17 protein-coding genes and 3 pseudogenes are annotated in these 18,588 nt (G+C 40.5%); 15 read left to right on the top strand and 5 right to left on the bottom strand.

All coding sequences use genetic code 11. The features are described 5' to 3' along the window. Positions 1 to 64 precede the first annotated feature (64 nt). The 5 genes and pseudogenes from CS898_RS03160 to CS898_RS03150 all read left to right on the top strand — a co-directional run bounded on the left by CS898_RS03160 (position 65) and on the right by CS898_RS03150 (position 2,276). Positions 65 to 904: an exodeoxyribonuclease III gene (locus CS898_RS03160; protein WP_009431946.1), complete on the top strand. Its 840-nt coding sequence runs from the start codon at positions 65 to 67 to the stop codon at positions 902 to 904. Positions 905 to 1,058: 154 nt separating this feature from the next. Beyond that, positions 1,059 to 1,265 carry a helix-turn-helix domain-containing protein gene (locus CS898_RS03155; protein WP_099208052.1) on the top strand — a complete coding sequence of 69 codons (207 nt, stop codon included), beginning with the start codon at positions 1,059 to 1,061 and terminating at the stop codon, positions 1,263 to 1,265. Positions 1,266 to 1,355: 90 nt separating this feature from the next. Next, positions 1,356 to 1,466: pseudogene (locus tag CS898_RS10220) on the top strand (DUF3847 domain-containing protein); the annotation flags it as partial. Positions 1,467 to 1,471: 5 nt separating this feature from the next. After that, positions 1,472 to 1,573 (top strand): annotated as a pseudogene (locus tag CS898_RS10115) (MobQ family relaxase); the annotation flags it as partial. 160 nt (positions 1,574 to 1,733) lie between these two features. Further along, positions 1,734 to 2,276, top strand: coding sequence for a uracil-DNA glycosylase family protein (locus CS898_RS03150; protein ID WP_099208051.1), 543 nt, complete (start codon positions 1,734 to 1,736; stop codon positions 2,274 to 2,276). A 69-nt stretch (positions 2,277 to 2,345) separates the two neighbouring features. Here the strand turns inward: CS898_RS03150 and CS898_RS03145 are convergent. After that, positions 2,346 to 3,772: pseudogene (locus CS898_RS03145) on the bottom strand (IS3 family transposase). A 753-nt stretch (positions 3,773 to 4,525) separates the two neighbouring features. Between CS898_RS03145 and CS898_RS03140 the strand changes: the two are divergent. Together CS898_RS03140 and CS898_RS03135 are read left to right on the top strand one after the other, a co-directional pair. Beyond that, positions 4,526 to 6,580 carry an efflux RND transporter permease subunit gene (locus tag CS898_RS03140; protein WP_009430024.1) on the top strand — a complete coding sequence of 685 codons (2,055 nt, stop codon included), beginning with the start codon at positions 4,526 to 4,528 and terminating at the stop codon, positions 6,578 to 6,580. Positions 6,581 to 6,591: 11 nt separating this feature from the next. Continuing rightward, on the top strand, positions 6,592 to 8,988 hold the full coding sequence (locus CS898_RS03135; RefSeq protein ID WP_099208065.1) for a methyl-accepting chemotaxis protein: 2,397 nt from the start codon (positions 6,592 to 6,594) through the stop codon (positions 8,986 to 8,988). Positions 8,989 to 9,131: 143 nt separating this feature from the next. On the opposite strand, the gene CS898_RS03130 is transcribed toward CS898_RS03135, so the two are convergent. The 4 genes from CS898_RS03130 to CS898_RS03115 all read right to left on the bottom strand — a co-directional run bounded on the left by CS898_RS03130 (position 9,132) and on the right by CS898_RS03115 (position 12,265). Next, positions 9,132 to 10,055 carry an IS3 family transposase gene (locus CS898_RS03130; protein ID WP_141558280.1) on the bottom strand — a complete coding sequence of 308 codons (924 nt, stop codon included), beginning with the start codon at positions 10,053 to 10,055 and terminating at the stop codon, positions 9,132 to 9,134. Beyond that, positions 9,989 to 10,528: a helix-turn-helix domain-containing protein gene (locus tag CS898_RS03125; RefSeq protein WP_099207798.1), complete on the bottom strand. Its 540-nt coding sequence runs from the start codon at positions 10,526 to 10,528 to the stop codon at positions 9,989 to 9,991. Before CS898_RS03125 ends, CS898_RS03130 begins: the two co-directional genes overlap by 67 nt. 64 nt (positions 10,529 to 10,592) lie before the next feature. Continuing rightward, entirely contained in the window at positions 10,593 to 11,564 is a 972-nt protein-coding gene (locus CS898_RS03120; RefSeq protein ID WP_099207799.1) for a copper amine oxidase N-terminal domain-containing protein, read from the bottom strand. A 23-nt stretch (positions 11,565 to 11,587) separates the two neighbouring features. After that, entirely contained in the window at positions 11,588 to 12,265 is a 678-nt protein-coding gene (locus tag CS898_RS03115; RefSeq protein WP_099207800.1) for a hypothetical protein, read from the bottom strand. Positions 12,266 to 12,470: 205 nt separating this feature from the next. Here CS898_RS03115 and glmM point away from each other — a divergent pair, with 205 nt between their 5' ends. The 8 genes from glmM to CS898_RS03075 all read left to right on the top strand — a co-directional run bounded on the left by glmM (position 12,471) and on the right by CS898_RS03075 (position 18,571). After that, positions 12,471 to 13,808 (top strand): phosphoglucosamine mutase, encoded by a 1,338-nt coding sequence (glmM, locus tag CS898_RS03110; protein ID WP_099207801.1) that lies wholly within the window; start codon positions 12,471 to 12,473, stop codon positions 13,806 to 13,808. Further along, on the top strand, positions 13,808 to 14,644 hold the full coding sequence (locus CS898_RS03105; protein ID WP_159459097.1) for a DegV family protein: 837 nt from the start codon (positions 13,808 to 13,810) through the stop codon (positions 14,642 to 14,644). Before glmM ends, CS898_RS03105 begins: the two co-directional genes overlap by 1 nt. A 102-nt stretch (positions 14,645 to 14,746) precedes the next feature. After that, positions 14,747 to 15,940, top strand: a complete 1,194-nt coding sequence (tuf, locus tag CS898_RS03100; protein WP_009431250.1) for an elongation factor Tu — start codon at positions 14,747 to 14,749, stop codon at positions 15,938 to 15,940. A 76-nt stretch (positions 15,941 to 16,016) separates the two neighbouring features. Then, positions 16,017 to 17,090 (top strand): enoyl-CoA hydratase/isomerase family protein, encoded by a 1,074-nt coding sequence (locus CS898_RS03095; protein WP_268811197.1) that lies wholly within the window; start codon positions 16,017 to 16,019, stop codon positions 17,088 to 17,090. Further along, on the top strand, positions 17,091 to 17,285 hold the full coding sequence (locus CS898_RS03090) for a hypothetical protein (protein ID WP_099208063.1): 195 nt from the start codon (positions 17,091 to 17,093) through the stop codon (positions 17,283 to 17,285). A 55-nt stretch (positions 17,286 to 17,340) separates the two neighbouring features. Continuing rightward, positions 17,341 to 17,853, top strand: coding sequence for an RNA polymerase sigma factor (locus CS898_RS03085; protein WP_099208062.1), 513 nt, complete (start codon positions 17,341 to 17,343; stop codon positions 17,851 to 17,853). Beyond that, positions 17,843 to 18,163, top strand: coding sequence for a hypothetical protein (locus CS898_RS03080; RefSeq protein ID WP_099208061.1), 321 nt, complete (start codon positions 17,843 to 17,845; stop codon positions 18,161 to 18,163). Before CS898_RS03085 ends, CS898_RS03080 begins: the two co-directional genes overlap by 11 nt. Further along, positions 18,164 to 18,571 (top strand): PLDc N-terminal domain-containing protein, encoded by a 408-nt coding sequence (locus CS898_RS03075; protein WP_099208060.1) that lies wholly within the window; start codon positions 18,164 to 18,166, stop codon positions 18,569 to 18,571. Positions 18,572 to 18,588 lie beyond the last annotated feature (17 nt).

Below are 18,588 nucleotides of genomic sequence, written 5' to 3'. Positions count from 1 at the left end.
TATGAGGAAAACTTTCTTCATCATTGCTATAATAGAAGGTAAGAGATGAAAATGAGGAGGAAATATGAAGTTTATATCTTGGAATATTGATTCTTTAAATGCGGCCCTAACCAGCGATTCTGCTAGGGCACAACTATCTAGAGGGGTTTTAAGGCGACTTCAGGAGGAAAATCCTGATGTTATTGCTATTCAAGAAACAAAGTTACCAGAAAAAGGTCCTAGCAAAAAACATATCCAGGCCTTGGAAGAGTGGTTCCCTGACTATAATTATGTATGGACGTCTTCTTGTCCACCAGCTCGTAAGGGCTATGCCGGCACCATGACCCTCTATAAAAAAACTCTGAAGGCAGAAGTGACCTTTCCAGAGATAGGGGCTCCCACTACTATGGACCATGAGGGTCGAATTATTACCCTGGAATTTGATCGCTTTTATTTTACCCAGGTCTATACCCCCAATGCGGGAAATGGCTTGGTTCGTCTAGGAGACCGGCAAATCTGGGATGAAAAATTTGCCGACTACCTGGAAGGGCTTGACCAGGAAAAACCAGTTATTGCAACGGGAGACTTTAATGTCGCCCACAAGGAAATTGATTTGAAAAATCCAGATGCCAACCGTCGGTCTCCGGGTTTTACGGACGAAGAAAGACTGGGTTTTAGCAAGCTCTTGGACCGAGGTTTTGTAGACAGCTTCCGCCATATCCATGGAGATGTAGAAGGGGTTTATTCTTGGTGGGCCCAAAGGGTAAAAACTAGCAAGATCAACAATTCTGGCTGGAGAATTGACTACTTTTTGGTAAGTGACCGAATCAAAGATCTGGTCATAGAATCTAACATGATTGATTCTGGAGAAAGACAAGACCATACTCCCTTAATCTTAAGATTTGACCTTGATAAATTGCCCTAGAGATTTGGAGCAGTTCCAAGTGGGACAAGGAAAAAAACAAAGACTATCTCAATAAACACTAACGCAAGAACAAGTATAAAATAGGCTAAAGTGACTTATTAGCCTATTTATGATATAACATATCTTAACAATTAAAGGGATAAGGGCTAATAATATGGCCATTTCTTATAAACCATTATGGCATTTATTGGTAGAAAGAGAAATGAACAAAGAAGACTTAAAAAGAGCTGCAAACATAACAAGCAACATAGTTTCAAGAATGAACAAAAACTCTTATGTGAACTTAGGGTCATTAGAAAAGATTTGCTTGGCATTGGATTGCAGAATTGAAGATGTTATCGAGGTTGTAAGAGGTGATTAGAATTTAATAATGTGTAGTAACGGCTAAGTGTAAAAATTTAGTCGTTTTTTATTGAAGTAAAGGAGATTGGAATGAAAAGAATTAGAACAAATAAAACAAGAGCCAAAAGAAATAAAAGATAAAATTGACTATATAGAAGAAAGATTAAGAAAACTAAAAAATCTATTAAGCCTCCACCTAAAACAACAAAAAAGAAAGGAAGTGATAAAAATGAATGGGACGGAGTAACCCACGACTATACAAGAAAAGAAAAAGTATTCGTAAAAAATATAATATTGCCTGATCACATACCAAAAGAATTTAATGATAGTAGATTATGCAATTCATGATGAGAGTCAAGACAAAAATGGGTAATAATCTTATGTAGGTTGAAAGTTTTACTAGGCTAAGAATAGATTTTTTACGAAAATTGTTACTTGTCCTAAAGCTTGGTAGGGTTCTAATTCTAATGAAAGTGATGGCAAAATTATGAAAGAAAAACTCATTATTAAAAAATTAAGAGAAGATCGCAGAAATGAAAGCTACACAAATAGAGGGATTAACCCAATATTCCAGCTAAATCCAAAATCAAAAATTCTGATAATTGGGCAAGCTCCTGGGGAAAGGGTTGAAGAAACTGGTATTTTATTTAATGATAAGAGTGGGGAAAATCTTGTCAAATGGTTGGGTATATCGGAAGACGCCCTCCATAGTGAAGATTTTTCTATAATTCCAATGGATTTTTATTATCCTGGAAAGGGAAAATCAGGCGACAAGGCTCCTAGGTCTTTTATTGCAAAAGAATACCATCCACTATTATTAAATGAATTGAAGGATATAAAGTTAACCATTTTGATAGGAGCCTATGCTCAAAAGTTTTATTTGAAGGATAAATTTAAGAAAAATTTAACTGAAACAGTAAAATCTTACAAAGAATTTTTGCCAGAATATTTCCCAATAGCCCACCCAAGTCCTCTAAACAACAGGTGGATAGCAAAAAATCCTTTTTTTAGAGAGGAGGTATTAGAGTGACCCCATAAAGTTGGACCTAATCGAGTAAGCATTTCGCTTACTCGATTTTGTTTTTACATAACATTCGTTCTATGCGGATTGCATGCGTTCACGGTATTGCTTTGGACTTATACCTCCTAACTTTTCTTTGATTCGATCTTCGTTGTAGTAACGGATATATTGCTCAATTGCCTGCACCAGTTCTTCACGACTACGGTAATTGTGGCCATAGTAGATTTCTCTTTTCAATAGGCTAAAGAAGTTTTCCATAGGTGCATTGTCATAGCAGTTGCCTTTTCTTGACATACTTTGGAAAATATGATGTTTTTCTAACATGGCTTGGTATGCGGTCATTTGATAACCCCAACCACGATCGGAGTGAAAGGTCCGTCGATAAGGACAGGCCTTTGTTCGCTCAATGGCTACTTCTAAACCTTGCAGCATGGTGACTCCATTGGGCTGATCGGATAGGACGTAACTGATGATTTCCAGGTTGTACATGTCCATGTAGGGGTCGAGATAGAGTTTCTTTGTTTGAAGTTTCCCGGTCTTATCTTCTTCATAGTATTTAAATTCTGTGGTGTCTGTGGTAATTTTTTGCAAGGGGATGCTGGTATTGAACCGGCGGTTGATTCGGTTTTTCTTGATTTTCCCCACGACGCCTTTGTAGGAATTGTACTTCTTGTATTTCTTACCATAGGAGTGGACTTGAAGACCCATGTCTTGGACCAATCGTTGCACTTTCTTTTTGTTCACCACCTGGCCCCGGTTCTTTAATTCCAGATGAATGCGGCGATAACCATAGTCTTTGTGTTGGCTCCGAATGACAAGGATTTCGTCTTTTAAGGATTGATCCTTGTCTTCTTCGGACCATTTTTTCTGCCAATACATAAAGGTGGACTTTGGGAAATGGATGGCGGCAAGAATCTCTATTAGTTGAAATTGTTCTCGGAGATTGGATACAATCTTCGCCTTTTGTTAATTGCTTCTTCTTTCTCCAAACTCATCAGCTGCTCCCAGAACATCTTTTGAATGGTAAGTTACCGATTTTCTGCCTCTAATTCTTTGATACGATTTTCCAATGCTTCGCGTGTGGAGGCGTCGATGGATTCGCTTTTCTTTACAGTTTTTGGTGGTTGGTTGTGGTCATTTTTCTTTGTCACAGGTCTCCCTCGCTTATGCGGGAGCAGCCCCTCGATGCCCTTCTCTCGGTACTGTCTTCGCCAATTGACAATCATGGACGGATTCGTCAAACCGAGTTCGAGGGCAAGTTGTCGGTAGCTGCATTCGCTCGTTTCATAGCGTGTAATAGCTTCTAACTTAAACTCTACACTATACGCACGATTATTTCTAGAGCGCATTAAGCCTTCATCGCCATAATTTTTGTAATTGCTAATCCATAGCCTGAGAACGGACTTCTCGATTTGGTATTTCATTACTAAGGCTTGATAACTTGTTTTACCACACAAGTACTCCTCGACGATTTTCTTCTTCAATTCGTAACTGTATTTTGCCATTAAAAGACCCCCAAAGGTTGGATTTCTTGGTCCAACTTTTGGGGGTCAGTGCATAGACCGGGGGTTCTTTATTTGAAGGAAAGGATCTAATTTTTAGGATAGGCTAAAAAATGCAAAATAAGAGTAAAAGATTTTAAAATTTACTTAGGAAGAGGACTATTTTTTATAGAATCCAGTTAAGAAAGGTTGAAGGCCTTAAAAGCAAACCTCAGTAAAAAAAGTTGAAAAATCTTGTTTTTTAAAAAATCAAATAGGCCCAAATGAGTTAATTTAATAAATACCATGTTCAAAAAAATAAAAAATATTTTAGATAAATTAATAAAAAACAGATAAAAACCAGTATTCATCTTAGTTTAACCCATATATTTAAAACTTGAAAAATGAATCACATTTACTAGATTAAAAATAAAATTGTGTTAAAATATAGGGTATGTTAATTTTTCTTTAGAAGTAGAAGAAAACTTTCCTAAGGAGAAGGTAGTCAAATAAGTAGGTTTAGGCAGCTTGCAGATGGAGGAGGCGACTTTCAAAAAATCTGCTGGACCTAAACCAAGAAGATCTTTTAAGCTTAATTTTAGGCTAATCCTTGCAAAGGAAAAGCTTGATTTAAAAGAAAGAATATGGTTTGAAGTGGATCTTTAGATCCTAGAAGTTTTGAAAAATCTAGACTTGATGACTTTAGCCTTATTTGAAAATTCTCCCAAGAAAAGACTCTTTTATTTTTAAAATAAAATAATAAGGTAAGGTGAATACATGAAGAAGTTTACAAAATTTATCTCTTACCATCCCAGATTGGTTCTTTTTATAACGACTTTACTTTTGATTCCATCAGCCATTGGATATAAAATGACCGCTGTTAATTATGATATTTTAACCTACTTACCACAAAATTTAAAATCAACAGAAGGCCAGAATATATTAGATAAAAACTTCAACAATGCTGCGACAGGAATGCTCATTTTAAAGGGGACAGATCAGGATGCAGAAAAGCTCAGAGAGGAAATTTTAAAAATCGACGGAGTTGAAGACGTTGTATCAAAATCCTCTATTGTGGGAAATAGTGTGCCGGATGAATTTTTACCAGATAATATAAAAGACGTGTTTTATGCAGAGGACTCCACCTTGATGCTGGTTAAGTTTAAGAATTCTGCCTCGTCTTTTGAGACCATGTCGGCTATTGACCAGATTAAAAATCTTGAGTCTAAGGAAAAGTATTTAAGTGGGATCTCATCCCTGGTGAAAGACACCAAGGATGTTATTGACAAAGAAACTCCCATCTATGTAGCCCTAGCAGTAGTTTTGGGCTTGATTGTTTTGGCCTTGACCAATGAATCGACCTTTATCCCCTTTGTCTTTATCTTGACCATAGGGTACGCGGTTGCCTATAACTTTGGGACTAATATCTTCCTGGGAGAAATTTCCTATATAACCAAGGCCATCGCTGCTATTTTGCAGCTGGCTGTTACCATGGATTACTCCATCTTTTTATACCACCGCTATGTAGAAGAGAAAAAATATAAAGAAAATAAAAATGCGGCCATGGATGTGGCTCTCCAAGAGACGATTTCATCTCTTTTTGCTTCATCCCTAACCACCTTTGCCGGCTTTATTGTCCTTATTTTAATGGAACTAAGCCTGGGAAAGGACATTGGTCTTGTTATGAGTAAGGGGGTAGTGATTGGCCTGTTAACAACAGTGACTGTACTACCGGCCATGCTCTTACTTGTGGAAAAACTTGTTTTAAAATATAACCATAGGGTTCTGCTGCCTTCTTTTGACCGGCTTTCAGAATTTAACATCCGTCATAAGAGGATTATCTTCATGGTTTTTCTTGGACTTTTTATTCCAGCCCTTATAGGGTCTTTAAATACCAAGGTTTATTACAACCTGGACCGGTCCCTGCCCCAAGACCTGGATTCTATTGTGGCCTTGAAGAAGATGAAAAAAGATTATAACATGGCTACCACCCATTTTATTGTTGTCAAAGACAACCTATCCAATACAGCCTTGGATTCCTTGATTGATGAACTAGAGGAAGTCGATGGGGTCAATTCTGTGTTGGGGACCAACACCATGACAGGAGTGGCCTTGCCAGAAGAAATCCTTCCCCAAAAGGTGACGGATAACTTTGCCAAAGATGGCTACAAGATGATTATGGTCAACTCTGAATACCAAACAGCTTCCGAGAAAGTTAAGGCTCAAATTCAAGAAATTCGGAGAATTATTAATAAGTATGATCCAGAGGGATATTTAACCGGAGAAGCAGTTTTAACTGATGACCTAACAGTTATTTCCAATAAGGACTTTAAACGGGTAAACATTGTTTCCATTGCCGTAGTTTTCTTAATTATTGCCCTGGTTTTCAAGTCTTTTGGGATACCGATTATTTTAATTGCGGCCATTGAACTGGCCATTCAAATCAACATGGGGCTCCCCTTTTATATGGGGCAGACAATCCCCTTTATCACGTCCATTATTATCGGCGTTATCCAGTTGGGATCTACCATCGACTATTCCATCCTGATGACCAACCGCTTCCTGGCAGAATACCAAACTTTAGGAGATGTGGACGAAGCGTTAAAACTGGCCACCAAAGAAACCTCCAAGTCCATTGTAACATCGGGACTTTCATTTATGGCGGCAACCATTGGTGTGGGCTTCTATTCTAAGATGGAAATTGTCTCGACCATTTGTACCTTTTTGGCTAGGGGGGCAATCATTAGTATGATTGTCATTATCCTATTCTTACCGGCCGTTATTTCCGTCAGCTTCCCATTGATTAAGAAAACCACAAAAGGATTAAATTAAAGGAGTGTAAAATGAATAAAAAACTAGAAAAAGCCATGGCTTTGGGGATTCTATCATCCATGCTTTTTAGTAACACAGCCCTTGCGGCAGCAAGCATCGTAAATAAGAGTGAAACAGTTTATGTCATTAAAGAAAATGGTCAAAATAAGGATAAGATTGTCTCTGTTTGGTTGAACTCTGACCAAGGGGTCAAGGGTCAAGACAAGACAGACTTAAAAGACATTAAAAACCTAAAAAGTGACCAAAAGATTAAAGAAGAAAATGGCTATATCCATTGGGATGAAAATTCCAAGGATGTTTACTACCAAGGAAAAACCACAAGAGACCTTCCAGTAGACCTACAATTAGACTTTTATTTAGATGGGGAAAAAACAACAAATCAGGACCTAAAGGGTAAGTCTGGGCACTTAAAAATTGTCCTGTCTGCTGAAAATAAGAACTACGTCATTAAAAATATTGCTGGTAAAAAAACCAAGGTTTATGCCCCCTATGTTGTTATGAATACCATGAGCTTTGATGAAAGTGTAGCTAGTAATATCAAGGCAGAAAATTCGAAAGTTGTAAAAGATGGGAAAAATGAAGTGATTAGTAGTGTATTGACACCAGGCTTGACAGAAAACTTCCAAGACCTATTGGAAGATATCCAAATGGAGGATTTTAAAAATCAAGTTACCATAGAAATGGATGTCAAGGACTACCAACCCATTGAAAGTTATGCAGTCATTTCCAACGAGCTATTCCAAAATAAAGCCAATATAAAATCCATCAATGAACTTAGGGATGGGATTCAAAAATTACAAGATAATGCCCAAAAGCTTGTGGATGGATCCATGAAATTAACGGATGCCCAAGAAAAAATCAACCATGGCATTCAGGACATGGATGGGGGAGTCCAAAAGTTAAATAAGGGATCCCAAGAACTTTACGACAAGTCCGGCGAATTGGAAAACAAGGTGGAAGAAGTTATTGACAAGGTCAAACCCATTCCAGGCTATGCCAAGAAGATGGCCAAGGGAGGCGACCAACTGTCCTCAGGAATTAGCGCCTATACTTCCGGCGTGGGCAAGATGAATGCCAATACAGGCAAGATGAAAGATGGAGCAAGGCAACTAGCCCAAGGGTCTCGGGACCTGGACAATGGTTTGGGCCAATTAAAGGGCGCCACCAGCCAATTGCGCTTGGGATCTAAGAAATTAGAAAAAATGGAAGGATTAAAGGTAGATGTGGCTGCCAAGATGGGGGCCCTAAGAGAGGGGATAGGCCAATTATCCAAGGGGGCTTCAAGCTTGGAAGCTGGCATTGGACAAGCCCAAGCAGGGGCAAATATCTTGGCCAATGCCAATGGAGACCTTAATAATGGTATCCAAAAAATCAACAGCCAAGTCCAAGCAATTTCCCTTCCAGCGGGACCAGGTGCCGATATGGCTGGTCAAGTCCAAAATATTGTGGAAAAATCTAGCTCCATTCAAGGATCAGCAAATCAAATCGACCAAGTCATTGGCCTTTTAAGAGAAATCGATGACCCAAAAGCTCAAGCTGCCATTGTCTCCCTAAGTGGGTCTTCTAAAAATATTAAGATGGCTGCAGAGAGTATCCAATCCTCTGGTAGAAATCTGGCCAAGGGGATGGGAAATTCCTCTAGCAGTAATCTGGGTCAACAAGTTCAAGCCCTACAAGTAGGTATGGATCAATTAGCCACTTCCTCTCAAAAACTCAATGAGGGAATGAAGAACTATCCAAATAAGTTTGATGCTTTAAAGGATGGAGCGGCCGGTTTAAAACAAGGAGCCGATAGAATAAATCAACAACTGGGACAAAGCATGCAAGATCTTGATGGGAAACTGGACACCTCTGAACTGATGCAATTGGCCGATGCACTTGTTAAATTGGATGTAGCCACAGGCCAATTAAAGGATGGGTCCAGTAAGTTGAGACAGGGAACCGAACAAAGTGAACAAGGAGTGGACACCTTGGCAGATGCCATTGCAGAGCTGGATTCTAACTCTGCCAAGTTAAATGAAGGTGCCAACGACTTGTCCAAGGGACTTAATGAATTTAGTGAAAAATCCATTATGTTTAATGAATTTCCAAAATTAAAGAGCCAAGGAATTACCCCTATGAGAAATGGGATTCATGAATTAAACTCAGGAATTTCCAGCCTTGGAGATGGAACCATCAAGCTGAAAAATGGGGAAGAAATCTTAACCCTATCTATGAAGACATTTTCTGAAAAATTAGCAGAATTCAAACAAAAGGGGATTGATGAGCTGGATCGAAAGACCAAGGACCTACCAGAAACCAAGGAAATTATTGACACTATGTCAGACTTGGCCAAAAAGGACACCTCCTTTACTGGAAGCAGCCAAGGTTTCAAGACCAAGTACCGTATTATTGAAAAAATAAAATAAGAGCAAGCCCTATAAATAGTTGAAAAAAGCCTAGAAAGAAATTTCTTTCTAGGCTTTTTTATTGACTTAAAATTTCTTTCCAAGTCAATAAAAAAACCAGCGGCTGACCTGAACCCGTAAACACGGAACAATTTAATAATATTTTAAGCGGAATGTAATCTGTACATAACAGGGGACATTCCGTTTAATTTTGTTTTAATCCTATCCTCATTGTACCATTTAATATATTTTTCAATATCATTTATCAAATGTTCATAACTTTTAAAATCTTCCCCATAAAACATTTCCTGTTTCAAGATTCCAAAGAAGTTCTCCATTGGAGAATTGTCTAGACAATTGCCTTTTCTTGACATACTTTGTGTAATATTCATTTTTTCTAGTTTATTAGTCCAAGAGCTATGTTGATAATGGAATCCTTGGTCCGAGTGTATAGTTAAATCTTTAATGTCTCTATTTTTTTCTAATGCTTTTTCTAGCATTGTATTTGTTAATTCTATTGTTGGGTGATAACCTAGCGTATAGCTTATTATTTCACTGTTGTATAGGTCTAATATTGGTGATAGGTATAGTTTTTTGTCTTCACCTTTTATTCTAAATTCTGTTACGTCTGTTAACCATAATTGGTTTGGTTTACTTGCTTTAAATTGTCTATTTACAACATTATTTGCAACCTTTCCTATTTGCCCTTTGTATGATGAATATTTTCTTGATCTAGTTTTAAATTTGGTGCATAGCAAAAATTCTTCTCTCATTATTTTTAAAACTCTTTTATGGTTGACATTAAGCCCTTTATTTTGTAATACTTGAGTCACCCTTCTGTAGCCATATCTACCTTTTGATTCTTCAACTATGCTTGTAATTTCCCTTCTAATTTCTTTGTCTTTATCTACTGGATTTTCTAATTTTATTTTCCATTCGTAGTAGGATGATTTTGGTAACTCAGCTATTTCTAGCCATTCACTTATCTTGCTTTTTGGATATTCTTTTATTAACTTGAGGATTATCTTTGTCTTTTCCTTGCTTCTGCTTCCTCTTCCAGTAGCAAGGCTTGTAGCTTTTTTTCGTATATTATCTTCATTTTGAGAAGTCTATTTTCTTCTCTTAATCTTATTAATTCTTCTCTTTCACTTTCGTTTATTGGAGTATTAAGTTTAGACTTTTTATTTGATTTAGTCATATCTTTACTAGGCCTTCCTCTGTTATCTTCTAACCCAGAAAGACCACGCTCTTGATAAGTTTTCTCCCACCTGTATATTATGGATTCATTTACAAGGTTGAAATGCTCTGCAGTCTCTCTAAGCGAAGTATTCTTGATTTGCCTATATTGTATTACAGATAACTTAAATTCACTAGTGAATTTATTGTTTTTTAACTTTTTAGATAAGTTATCAAATCCTCCTGACTTGTATTTTTCTATCCAGTTTTTCAAAGTTCCATCTGGAATATCATATTTTTTAGCTACCTTTTCACGCCCGCCTGTTTCTCCTGATAAATATTCTAGCACTAGTTTTATTTTAAATTCTTTTGTGTATTTTGGCATACAAAAAACCCCTCCATCCGTATTCCGGATTTTGGGGTTCAGATCATTAAGCAGGCTTTAAAAATTATTTTTTAAGGATCTTATCCATTAGGTTTTTGATGGTCTTGTCTTGGAAGAGTTGGTCGTCTTTGGTTTTTAGAAATTGGTCCACATCTTGGTTGGACTTGACATCTTGGTTTTGAATAGTGGCAGTCATTTGGTCCACAATTTGTCGCATGGCAACAGAATAGTCAGTTAACTTGCTGGTGAGACCGGCAGCGCTTAAGGAGTCGTCAGTTAAGAAGGCAGACTTGTAGTCTTCCACGATTCCGGGAAGAGCTTGGGATACCTTGCTAAAGAGCTCGTGGCTATCCTTGAATTTTGTGGGAGCTTGGAGGGCTTCCATTTCCTTGGCAGTAGAAACTACTTGGGCTCCTACTTGGGCCATTTTTTGTCCCATTTCCATCTTATTGCTTTGGTCAAAGTCCCGGAAGGCCAGGTTGCGGAAGTTGGCAAGTTCTTGGACTAGGACTTGTTGTTTTTGGTCAAAGTTTTTCACATAGGCTAATTCTTCAGGACTTAAGTGGCTTAGGTTGACTCCTTGAAGGAAGGACTTGGCAACATTTTTTTCCAGCCAGGCTGTATCTGTCAAGATAACTGTTTGCTTTTCTTGGTCCCAGTCTACCTTGACTCCTAGGTTTTCAGCCACAAAGCGCAGGGGTACAAAGGTCCTTTCATGGCTGGCATAGGGGGCAATATCCATAGTGGATTTTTTGCCTTGGCTGTCTAGGGTCTTTTTCCCCAGCCAAAGCTTGATTTGCTTTTGTCCCTTGGCAATGGAAACGGATTGGTCCTCTTGGAACCAGTCAACCTTGTAGCCCAGGGCTTCAGAAACAAAGCGCAGGGGAACAAAAGTCCTTTCAGACTTGACTTGGGGGGCAACATCCCCCTTGATTTCTTTTCCGTTTAATTGGATTTTGATGGTTGAGGCCCCATAGACCCCTTGGCTTAAAACCAGGCAAGCAGCCAGGCCTAGGCCAGCTAATTTTTTATGCATATTCTCTCCTTTTAATATTCATCTTACTCTTCATCTGTAGTGGATTTTGAAGAAGTTTTTGTTGATTCTTTGCTTTTGGATTCACTGGAAGTAGATTTTTTGGACTTGGAACCTTCTTCTGAAGAAGTGGATTCCTTACTATCTTTTGAGGATTTACTTGAAGATTCCTTCTTGCTTTCTTCAGAAGAATCTCTTTTCTTTTCCTCTGTCTTCCGGCTGGATTGGTCTTCGGTTTGGTCTGTCTTGGCATAGGTTCTTTCAATATAGTCCAGGACAGTATCATTTTTGCTTGCGACTTCAATGACGGCATCCTTGCTAGTGGCCACAACATTTCCATCAGCGTCATCCTTGTAAAAAATTAAGTATTCCTTGTTGGTGGATAAGTTTTTGGGTTCTGTAAATTCAATATTGGATAGACTACCCTTGTAGTTGTCCAAGATGGTTAATTCTGTCTGTCCATCTCCAAGTTGGGTTAATTTAACTCGGCTGATGTAGTCAGACTGGGTCATGAGCTTTCTTACTTCTTCCCGGCTCACACCTTCCTTGTCGGCAGATTCTTCATTTAAGCTGGGGGAAGATTCTTCAATTTTAGGACTGGTATTAATTGGTTTTTGTACCTTTTGGTTCTGATTATCCTTTTGTCCACAGGCTGTTAAGATAAGAGCCAGGGATAAACCACTTATGGCTAGAGTTTTTTTCATATGATTCCTCCATCAAATTGAGTCATTGCTTTTCTTTCATTATAACATACTGGCCCTGCAAAAGAAAAAAAACTTGTCTGGAATTTAAAAAGCTTGGGTCAAGGCCCTTGTCTTGATTTAGAGATTTTACAGGGCCTTGAAATATGGTATAATAAAGGCTAGATGGGTTCAGGAAAGAATCTAAAAGAAAAAAGGAGATTTTATATTGACTGAATTATTCGGGACAGATGGTATTCGTGGCATTGCCGGCCAAGGCCTAACGGCTGAATTGGCCTTAAATGTAGGCAAGGCTGCTGGCCTGGTTTTAGGAAAAAACCAAGGTCATTGTCTTATTGGGACAGATACCAGAGAATCTGCAAATATGCTAGAGGCCGCCCTGGCCACAGGCCTAATGAGTATGGGAATGGATGTTACCCTGGTAGGGGTCATTCCTACACCAGGGGTTGCCTATTTAACCAGAACTTTGAACTATACTTGTGGTGTGGTCATTTCGGCCAGTCACAATCCATATAATTATAACGGAATTAAATTTTTCTCCCAAGATGGCTATAAGCTACCGGACCAAGTGGAAGAAGAATTGGAAGACTACCTCTTAAAGCGCAAGAAATTTCCTGAAAATACGGAAAGCTTTGGTCGCTTGACCCTGGATCCCTCCTTGGCCAAGCAATACACCAGGTACCTCCAATCTCTATGCCCCCACAAGTTAAGTGGTTTAAAAATTGCCCTAGACTGTGGGAATGGGGCCCTATCCAAGATTGCACCCTATGTTTTAACCTCTCTAGGAGCCAATGTCTTTGCCCTAAATACCAACCCCAACGGGCGAAACATCAACCTGGACTGTGGGTCCACCAATCCCAAGGTTATCCAAAACCTAGTCCTGTCCAAGGAGGCAGACCTGGGCTTTTCCTTTGATGGAGACGCGGACCGGATTATTGCTGTAGACAACAAGGGACGAATTGTGGACGGAGACCATATCTTGGCCATTTGTGCCCACCACCTCCACCAAAAAGACCAACTAAATGGAGGCGTTGTAGGAACCGTCATGTCCAACCTGGGCTTGAAGAAATATTTGAAATCCATTGATGTGAACTTTATTGAAGCCAAGGTAGGAGACCGCTATGTCCTGGAGGAAATGCGAGAAAATGGTTATGTCCTAGGGGGAGAACAATCGGGTCACATTATTTTTACAGACTACAATACAACGGGGGACGGCCTAGCCACAGGTCTTCACTTAATCGAAGTCATGCTGGAAAGTCAAAAATCCTTGTCCGACCTCAATGACCTCATGACTAGTTACCCCCAAGTCTTAGTCAATGCAAGAGTCTTGGACCACAAGAAAAAATCCTATCTAGAAGATGATGTTTTAGAAAAATCCATTGAAGCCCTAGAGAAAAAATATGAAGATAATGGACGGATTCTTATCCGACCATCAGGAACAGAACCTTTGATTCGGGTCATGATCGAAGGAACAAACCTCGATGAAATGAGGGAAGATGCACAAGTTCTTGCAGACCTGATCCAAGAACAACTGGGAGGTGAATGATGAACTACCAACTTGTTGGCGACTCCAGTGTGGACCTAACTGACCAACTTGAAGAATCCTTGGGAATTAAGCTCATTCCCTTTACCATTCAAGTAGAAGGAAAAGATTTTGTAGACAAGGACCGGAGACAAATTCAAAAGATGCGGGAGGAGATGAATGCATCCAAGAAAGCTGTAAAAACCAGTTGTCCCTCTCCCTATGACTACCAAGAAGCCTTTGATCCAGAAGCAGATGGAATTTTTGTTATCACCATTAGTTCCAAATTGTCCGGGTCCTACAACTCAGCCAACCTGGGAGTTAAGGAATTTCAAGAAAAACACCCGCAAACAAGGGTCCATGTATTTGACAGTCGGTCCGCTTCTGCCGGAGAAACGAACCTGGCCTATTATATAAAGAGCCTTATGGACCAAGGCCTGGCCTTTGAAGAAATTGTAGAAAAGGGAGAAGGTTTTATCCAGGAAATGGAAACCTTCTTTATCCTGGAAAGCCTAGACAACCTAATTAAAAATGGCCGGATTAAAAAGTCTGCAGGCCTGATTGCCAAGACCTTAAATATCAAGCCTATTATGCGGGGAGTCAAGGGAGAAATTGAACTCTTTGAACTCAACCGGGGCTTTAAAAAGTCTCTGGATAAACTGGCCAAGGCCCTGGGACGAGTGGCTGGACAAAGTCAAGGACGCACCCTCTATATTAGTCATTCCAATGCAGAGGACAAGGCCCAGCTCTTTAAGGAAAAAGTCTTGGATCTTTACCAGTTTGACGATGTAGTGGTGGTCCCTACAGGAGGTCTGTCCTCGGCCTATGCTGATGACGGAGGCATTGTCATTAGCTTTTAATGGTAGGGTCTGTAAAAACCACCATAAACAGTTGCTTTTAAGACAAATTTATTGTATGATAAGAACAAAATAAAGTCATTTCTTAAATATAGGAGGAGAACCATGGCAAAAGAAAAATTTGAAAGAACGAAACCCCACGTAAATATCGGAACCATTGGTCACGTTGACCACGGTAAAACAACCCTAACAGCAGCAATCACATTTGTATTAAACAAAAGATACGGATCCGGTGAATTCGTAGACTATGCCAACATTGACAAGGCACCCGAAGAAAGAGAACGTGGAATCACCATTTCCACATCCCACGTAGAATACGAAACACCAAACCGTCACTACGCTCACGTAGACTGCCCAGGCCATGCCGACTACGTTAAAAACATGATCACAGGAGCAGCCCAAATGGACGGAGCCATCCTAGTTGTATCCGCAGCCGATGGACCCATGCCCCAAACCCGTGAACACATTCTACTATCCCGTCAAGTAGGGGTACCAAAGATTGTCGTCTTCCTAAACAAAGAAGACCAAGTAGACGACCCAGAATTGATCGAATTAGTAGAAATGGAAGTACGTGACCTACTAAGCGAATACGAATTCGACGGAGACAACACACCCATCGTAGTAGGATCCGCCCTAAAAGCCCTAGAAGATCCAGACGGAGAATGGGGAGACAAAATCGTAAAACTAATGGAAGAAGTAGACGAATACATTCCAGCACCAAAACGTGATACAGAACACCCCTTCCTAATGCCCGTAGAAGACATCTTCTCCATTACAGGACGTGGAACCGTAGCTACAGGCCGTGTAGAACGCGGAGTAGTAAAAGTAAACGACAACGTAGAAATCGTCGGCCTAACCGAAGAAAAGAGAACCGTCGTCGTAACCGGAGTAGAAATGTTCAAGAAAATGTTAGACGAAGCCCAAGCAGGAGATAACATTGGAGTACTACTACGTGGAGTTCAAAGAGACGAAATCGAACGTGGACAAGTACTGGCAGCCCCAGGAACCATCCAACCCCATACAAAATTTGAAGCAGAAGTCTACGTATTAACCAAAGAAGAAGGTGGACGACACACCCCATTCTTCAATGGCTACAGACCCCAATTCTACTTCAGAACCACAGACGTAACCGGTGACATCCAATTAGCCGAAGGCGTAGAAATGGTTATGCCAGGAGACAACGCCACCTTTACCGTAACCCTAATCACCCCAATTGCCATGGACGAAGGACTTCGTTTCGCAATTCGTGAAGGAGGACGTACAGTAGGAGCAGGAGTTGTATCCAAATTATTAAGCTAAGAGCTTAGAAAAACTTACAAGGCAGGTATCGAAAGATGCCTGTCTTTTTTTCTTCTTTAGGGCTTTTAACTTATCCATCTTTCGATATAATAAAGGTAGGAAGAAAAGGAAAGAAAGGAAAGATAAGATGCTTCAAATTAAAATAGAAAAAAATATTGCCCATATTAGCCTGGACCGGCCCAATAAACTCAATGCCCTAAACAAGGACTTAATCGAGGCCCTAAGCCAATGTATGGACCAGGCCCAAGCAAATGACCAGGTCAAGGCCATCTATTTGGACTCCACCAGCTCCAAGGCTTTTTGTGCCGGAGGGGATGTGGTAGACATCTACAAGAAGGTCCAAGCCACAGGAGAAGACCCCATTCCCTATTTTGAGAGAGAATTTATCTTGGACAAAAAGATGGCCAAGTTTCCCAAGCCTATTATTGTAGCCTATAGGGGTATTGCAATGGGAGGGGGCCTGGGTCTTAGCATGGACTGCCCCATAAGAATTGTCGATGAAACAACTCGGATGGCCATGCCGGAAGCCCGGCTGGGCATGGTGCCAGATGTAGGGATGGGTTACTTCTTTTCCAGGATGGACCAGGCCATGGCCCTCTATATGTCCCTAACTGGGAGCCAAATCAACGGCCGAGATGCCAAAGACCTGGGCTGGGCCAGCCATACGATTTCTTCAAACTCCTGGAAAAATTTTGAAGGGGACCTCTTTGCCCTGGACTTGGAAGGCCTAAAGAGGGAAGAAATCTTGGAAAAAGTCCAAGATCTTTTAGGAAACTACCAAAAAAACCTAGCCCACCTTCATAGTCCCCAAGACTTGGAAAAAATCCAAGACCTCTTTGGAGCCAAGACCCTGAAAGAAATCATGGAAAGGGTAAAAGACCGAGGGGGCGACCTCTACCAAGACCTGGAAGAAGCCTCCCTCCTGTCCCTGGCCCTGATCTATTTAAAATATAGCTATGGAAAGAATTGGACCCGGGAAGAGACCTTTGACATGGACCTGAAGGCCATTGACTATTGCTTTAAAGAAGGAGATATGATGGAGGGAATCCGGACAGTGATGGTGGATAAGGAAGACCAACCTTCCTTTAAATATCAAGACCTGGAAGACCTACCTTGGGAAGACCTCCATCACTTATTGGGAGGAGAATAAATGGAAAAAGAAAACAAGACCAACTTTTTTGCCTATCTTTTTCTGGTCTTACTGGCCCTGGATGTTTTTTACTACTATATCCACAAGGCCAATACGGTAGCCGTAGCCTATATTTATGGGGCTCTACTTGTATCCAGCTACTTTTGTCTTTTGGCCGCCTGGAAGGGCCGGAGAAAAAAGTCTGAGGAAAATTAAAAAAATTTTGAACCTTTCTGGGTCTCATGACCAATTCTAAGTGAAGGGGGCAAATATGAACTTCAACCAGCAGATGATTCAAGAATATGGTCCTGACCTCTATCGCTTTTGTCTGACTTTGACTAAGGATAGGGACCAGGCGGATGACCTCTACCAAGACAGCTTTGTTCTGGCTCTGACCTATGACCAGGACGTGGACCCAGAGACTTTTCGGTCTCTTTTGTTCCGGATTGCCCATAGAAAGTGGCAGGATGGCCGGAGAAAATGGGCCAGGAGGAATCGACTTGCACCAGAGACCTCAGAAGACCTCTTAATTAGCCTAGTGGACCAGGGGCCTAGCCTGGAAGACCAGGTCTTGGAAAGAGAAAAATCCAGAGAGATTAACCAGGCAATCTTAGACCTGCCAGACCCAATGCGGGAGGTGGTCTTGCTCTTTTACATGGCTGATTACAGCCTAAAAGAGATTGCCCAAAGCCTTGACTTGCCAGAGGGAACGGTCAAAAGCCGTCTCCACTATGCCAAGGAGACCTTAAAAGAAAACTTAAAGGAGTACCGCCATGACCAATGATTGGATGGATGACCTATTAAAAGAAGAACTTCATAAAGAAATTCGGGTTCCCAGCCACTTGGACCGGGAAATCCGGGCTAGGATTATGGATGGGAAAGAAAAAAATCCCATCAACAGCTATATACTAGGCCTCCTAGTTTTGAGCTTCATCTACCAGTGGGGACTTTTTGTCCCAGCTTTGAAGATTCTACAGAACTACTTGAGTCCAGGAAAACTCCTGGTCCTGGCCTGTATCTGCCTGGAGGTTCTAAGCCTGAGCCTGCTATTTGCCCTAGTTTTAATTCACCAATGGAAAAAAGGAGAGATTTAAATGTATATTGCAAGTATAGCACCCCTATTTATGATTATTCCTATGTTGATGATACTAGCCTCTTCCATCCTATTTGCCATCTGGGTCTATAAGGATGCTGAAGCAAATGGAGAAAATGGCCTCGTATGGCTCTTGGTGGTCTTGGTTGTTCCAAACCTCTTGGGGATTATCCTCTACCTGCTTTTGGTCAAGAGGGAAAAACAAGTCCGCTGTGAAAATTGCCGGCACATGAACAGCTACAGGGCAGACTACTGTGAAATTTGTGGAAGCCCCTTGGACAAGGATATCATGAAAGAGAGTCAAACCAACCCTCTTTGGAAGTGGGCTTTAGGCTTATTGGTCCTAGGGATTATAACCATTTTAGTATTTTTCTTTGCAGCCATGGTCTATGGTCCTTCTGTTCAATAAATGAGAAGACAGACAAT

The organism is Urinicoccus timonensis, assembly GCF_900232945.1.
Taxonomy (GTDB): Bacteria; Bacillota; Clostridia; order Tissierellales; family Peptoniphilaceae; genus Urinicoccus; species Urinicoccus timonensis.
Note: the sequence above shows the minus strand (reverse complement) of the source record. Positions and strands in the feature narration are given on the sequence as shown.

Excerpts from the sequence above, each read along its gene's own strand:
- CS898_RS03160 (WP_009431946.1), top strand. The coding sequence starts at position 65 with ATGAAGTTTATATCTTGGAATATTGATTCTTTAAATGCGGCCCTAACC.
- CS898_RS03155 (WP_099208052.1), top strand. The coding sequence starts at position 1,059 with ATGGCCATTTCTTATAAACCATTATGGCATTTATTGGTAGAAAGAGAA.
- CS898_RS03150 (WP_099208051.1), top strand. The coding sequence starts at position 1,734 with ATGAAAGAAAAACTCATTATTAAAAAATTAAGAGAAGATCGCAGAAAT.
- CS898_RS03140 (WP_009430024.1), top strand. The coding sequence starts at position 4,526 with ATGAAGAAGTTTACAAAATTTATCTCTTACCATCCCAGATTGGTTCTT.
- CS898_RS03135 (WP_099208065.1), top strand. The coding sequence starts at position 6,592 with ATGAATAAAAAACTAGAAAAAGCCATGGCTTTGGGGATTCTATCATCC.
- CS898_RS03125 (WP_099207798.1), bottom strand. The coding sequence starts at position 10,528 with ATGCCAAAATACACAAAAGAATTTAAAATAAAACTAGTGCTAGAATAT.
- CS898_RS03120 (WP_099207799.1), bottom strand. The coding sequence starts at position 11,564 with ATGCATAAAAAATTAGCTGGCCTAGGCCTGGCTGCTTGCCTGGTTTTA.
- CS898_RS03115 (WP_099207800.1), bottom strand. The coding sequence starts at position 12,265 with ATGAAAAAAACTCTAGCCATAAGTGGTTTATCCCTGGCTCTTATCTTA.
- CS898_RS03105 (WP_159459097.1), top strand. The coding sequence starts at position 13,808 with ATGAACTACCAACTTGTTGGCGACTCCAGTGTGGACCTAACTGACCAA.
- tuf (WP_009431250.1), top strand. The coding sequence starts at position 14,747 with ATGGCAAAAGAAAAATTTGAAAGAACGAAACCCCACGTAAATATCGGA.
- CS898_RS03090 (WP_099208063.1), top strand. The coding sequence starts at position 17,091 with ATGGAAAAAGAAAACAAGACCAACTTTTTTGCCTATCTTTTTCTGGTC.
- CS898_RS03085 (WP_099208062.1), top strand. The coding sequence starts at position 17,341 with ATGAACTTCAACCAGCAGATGATTCAAGAATATGGTCCTGACCTCTAT.
- CS898_RS03080 (WP_099208061.1), top strand. The coding sequence starts at position 17,843 with ATGACCAATGATTGGATGGATGACCTATTAAAAGAAGAACTTCATAAA.
- CS898_RS03075 (WP_099208060.1), top strand. The coding sequence starts at position 18,164 with ATGTATATTGCAAGTATAGCACCCCTATTTATGATTATTCCTATGTTG.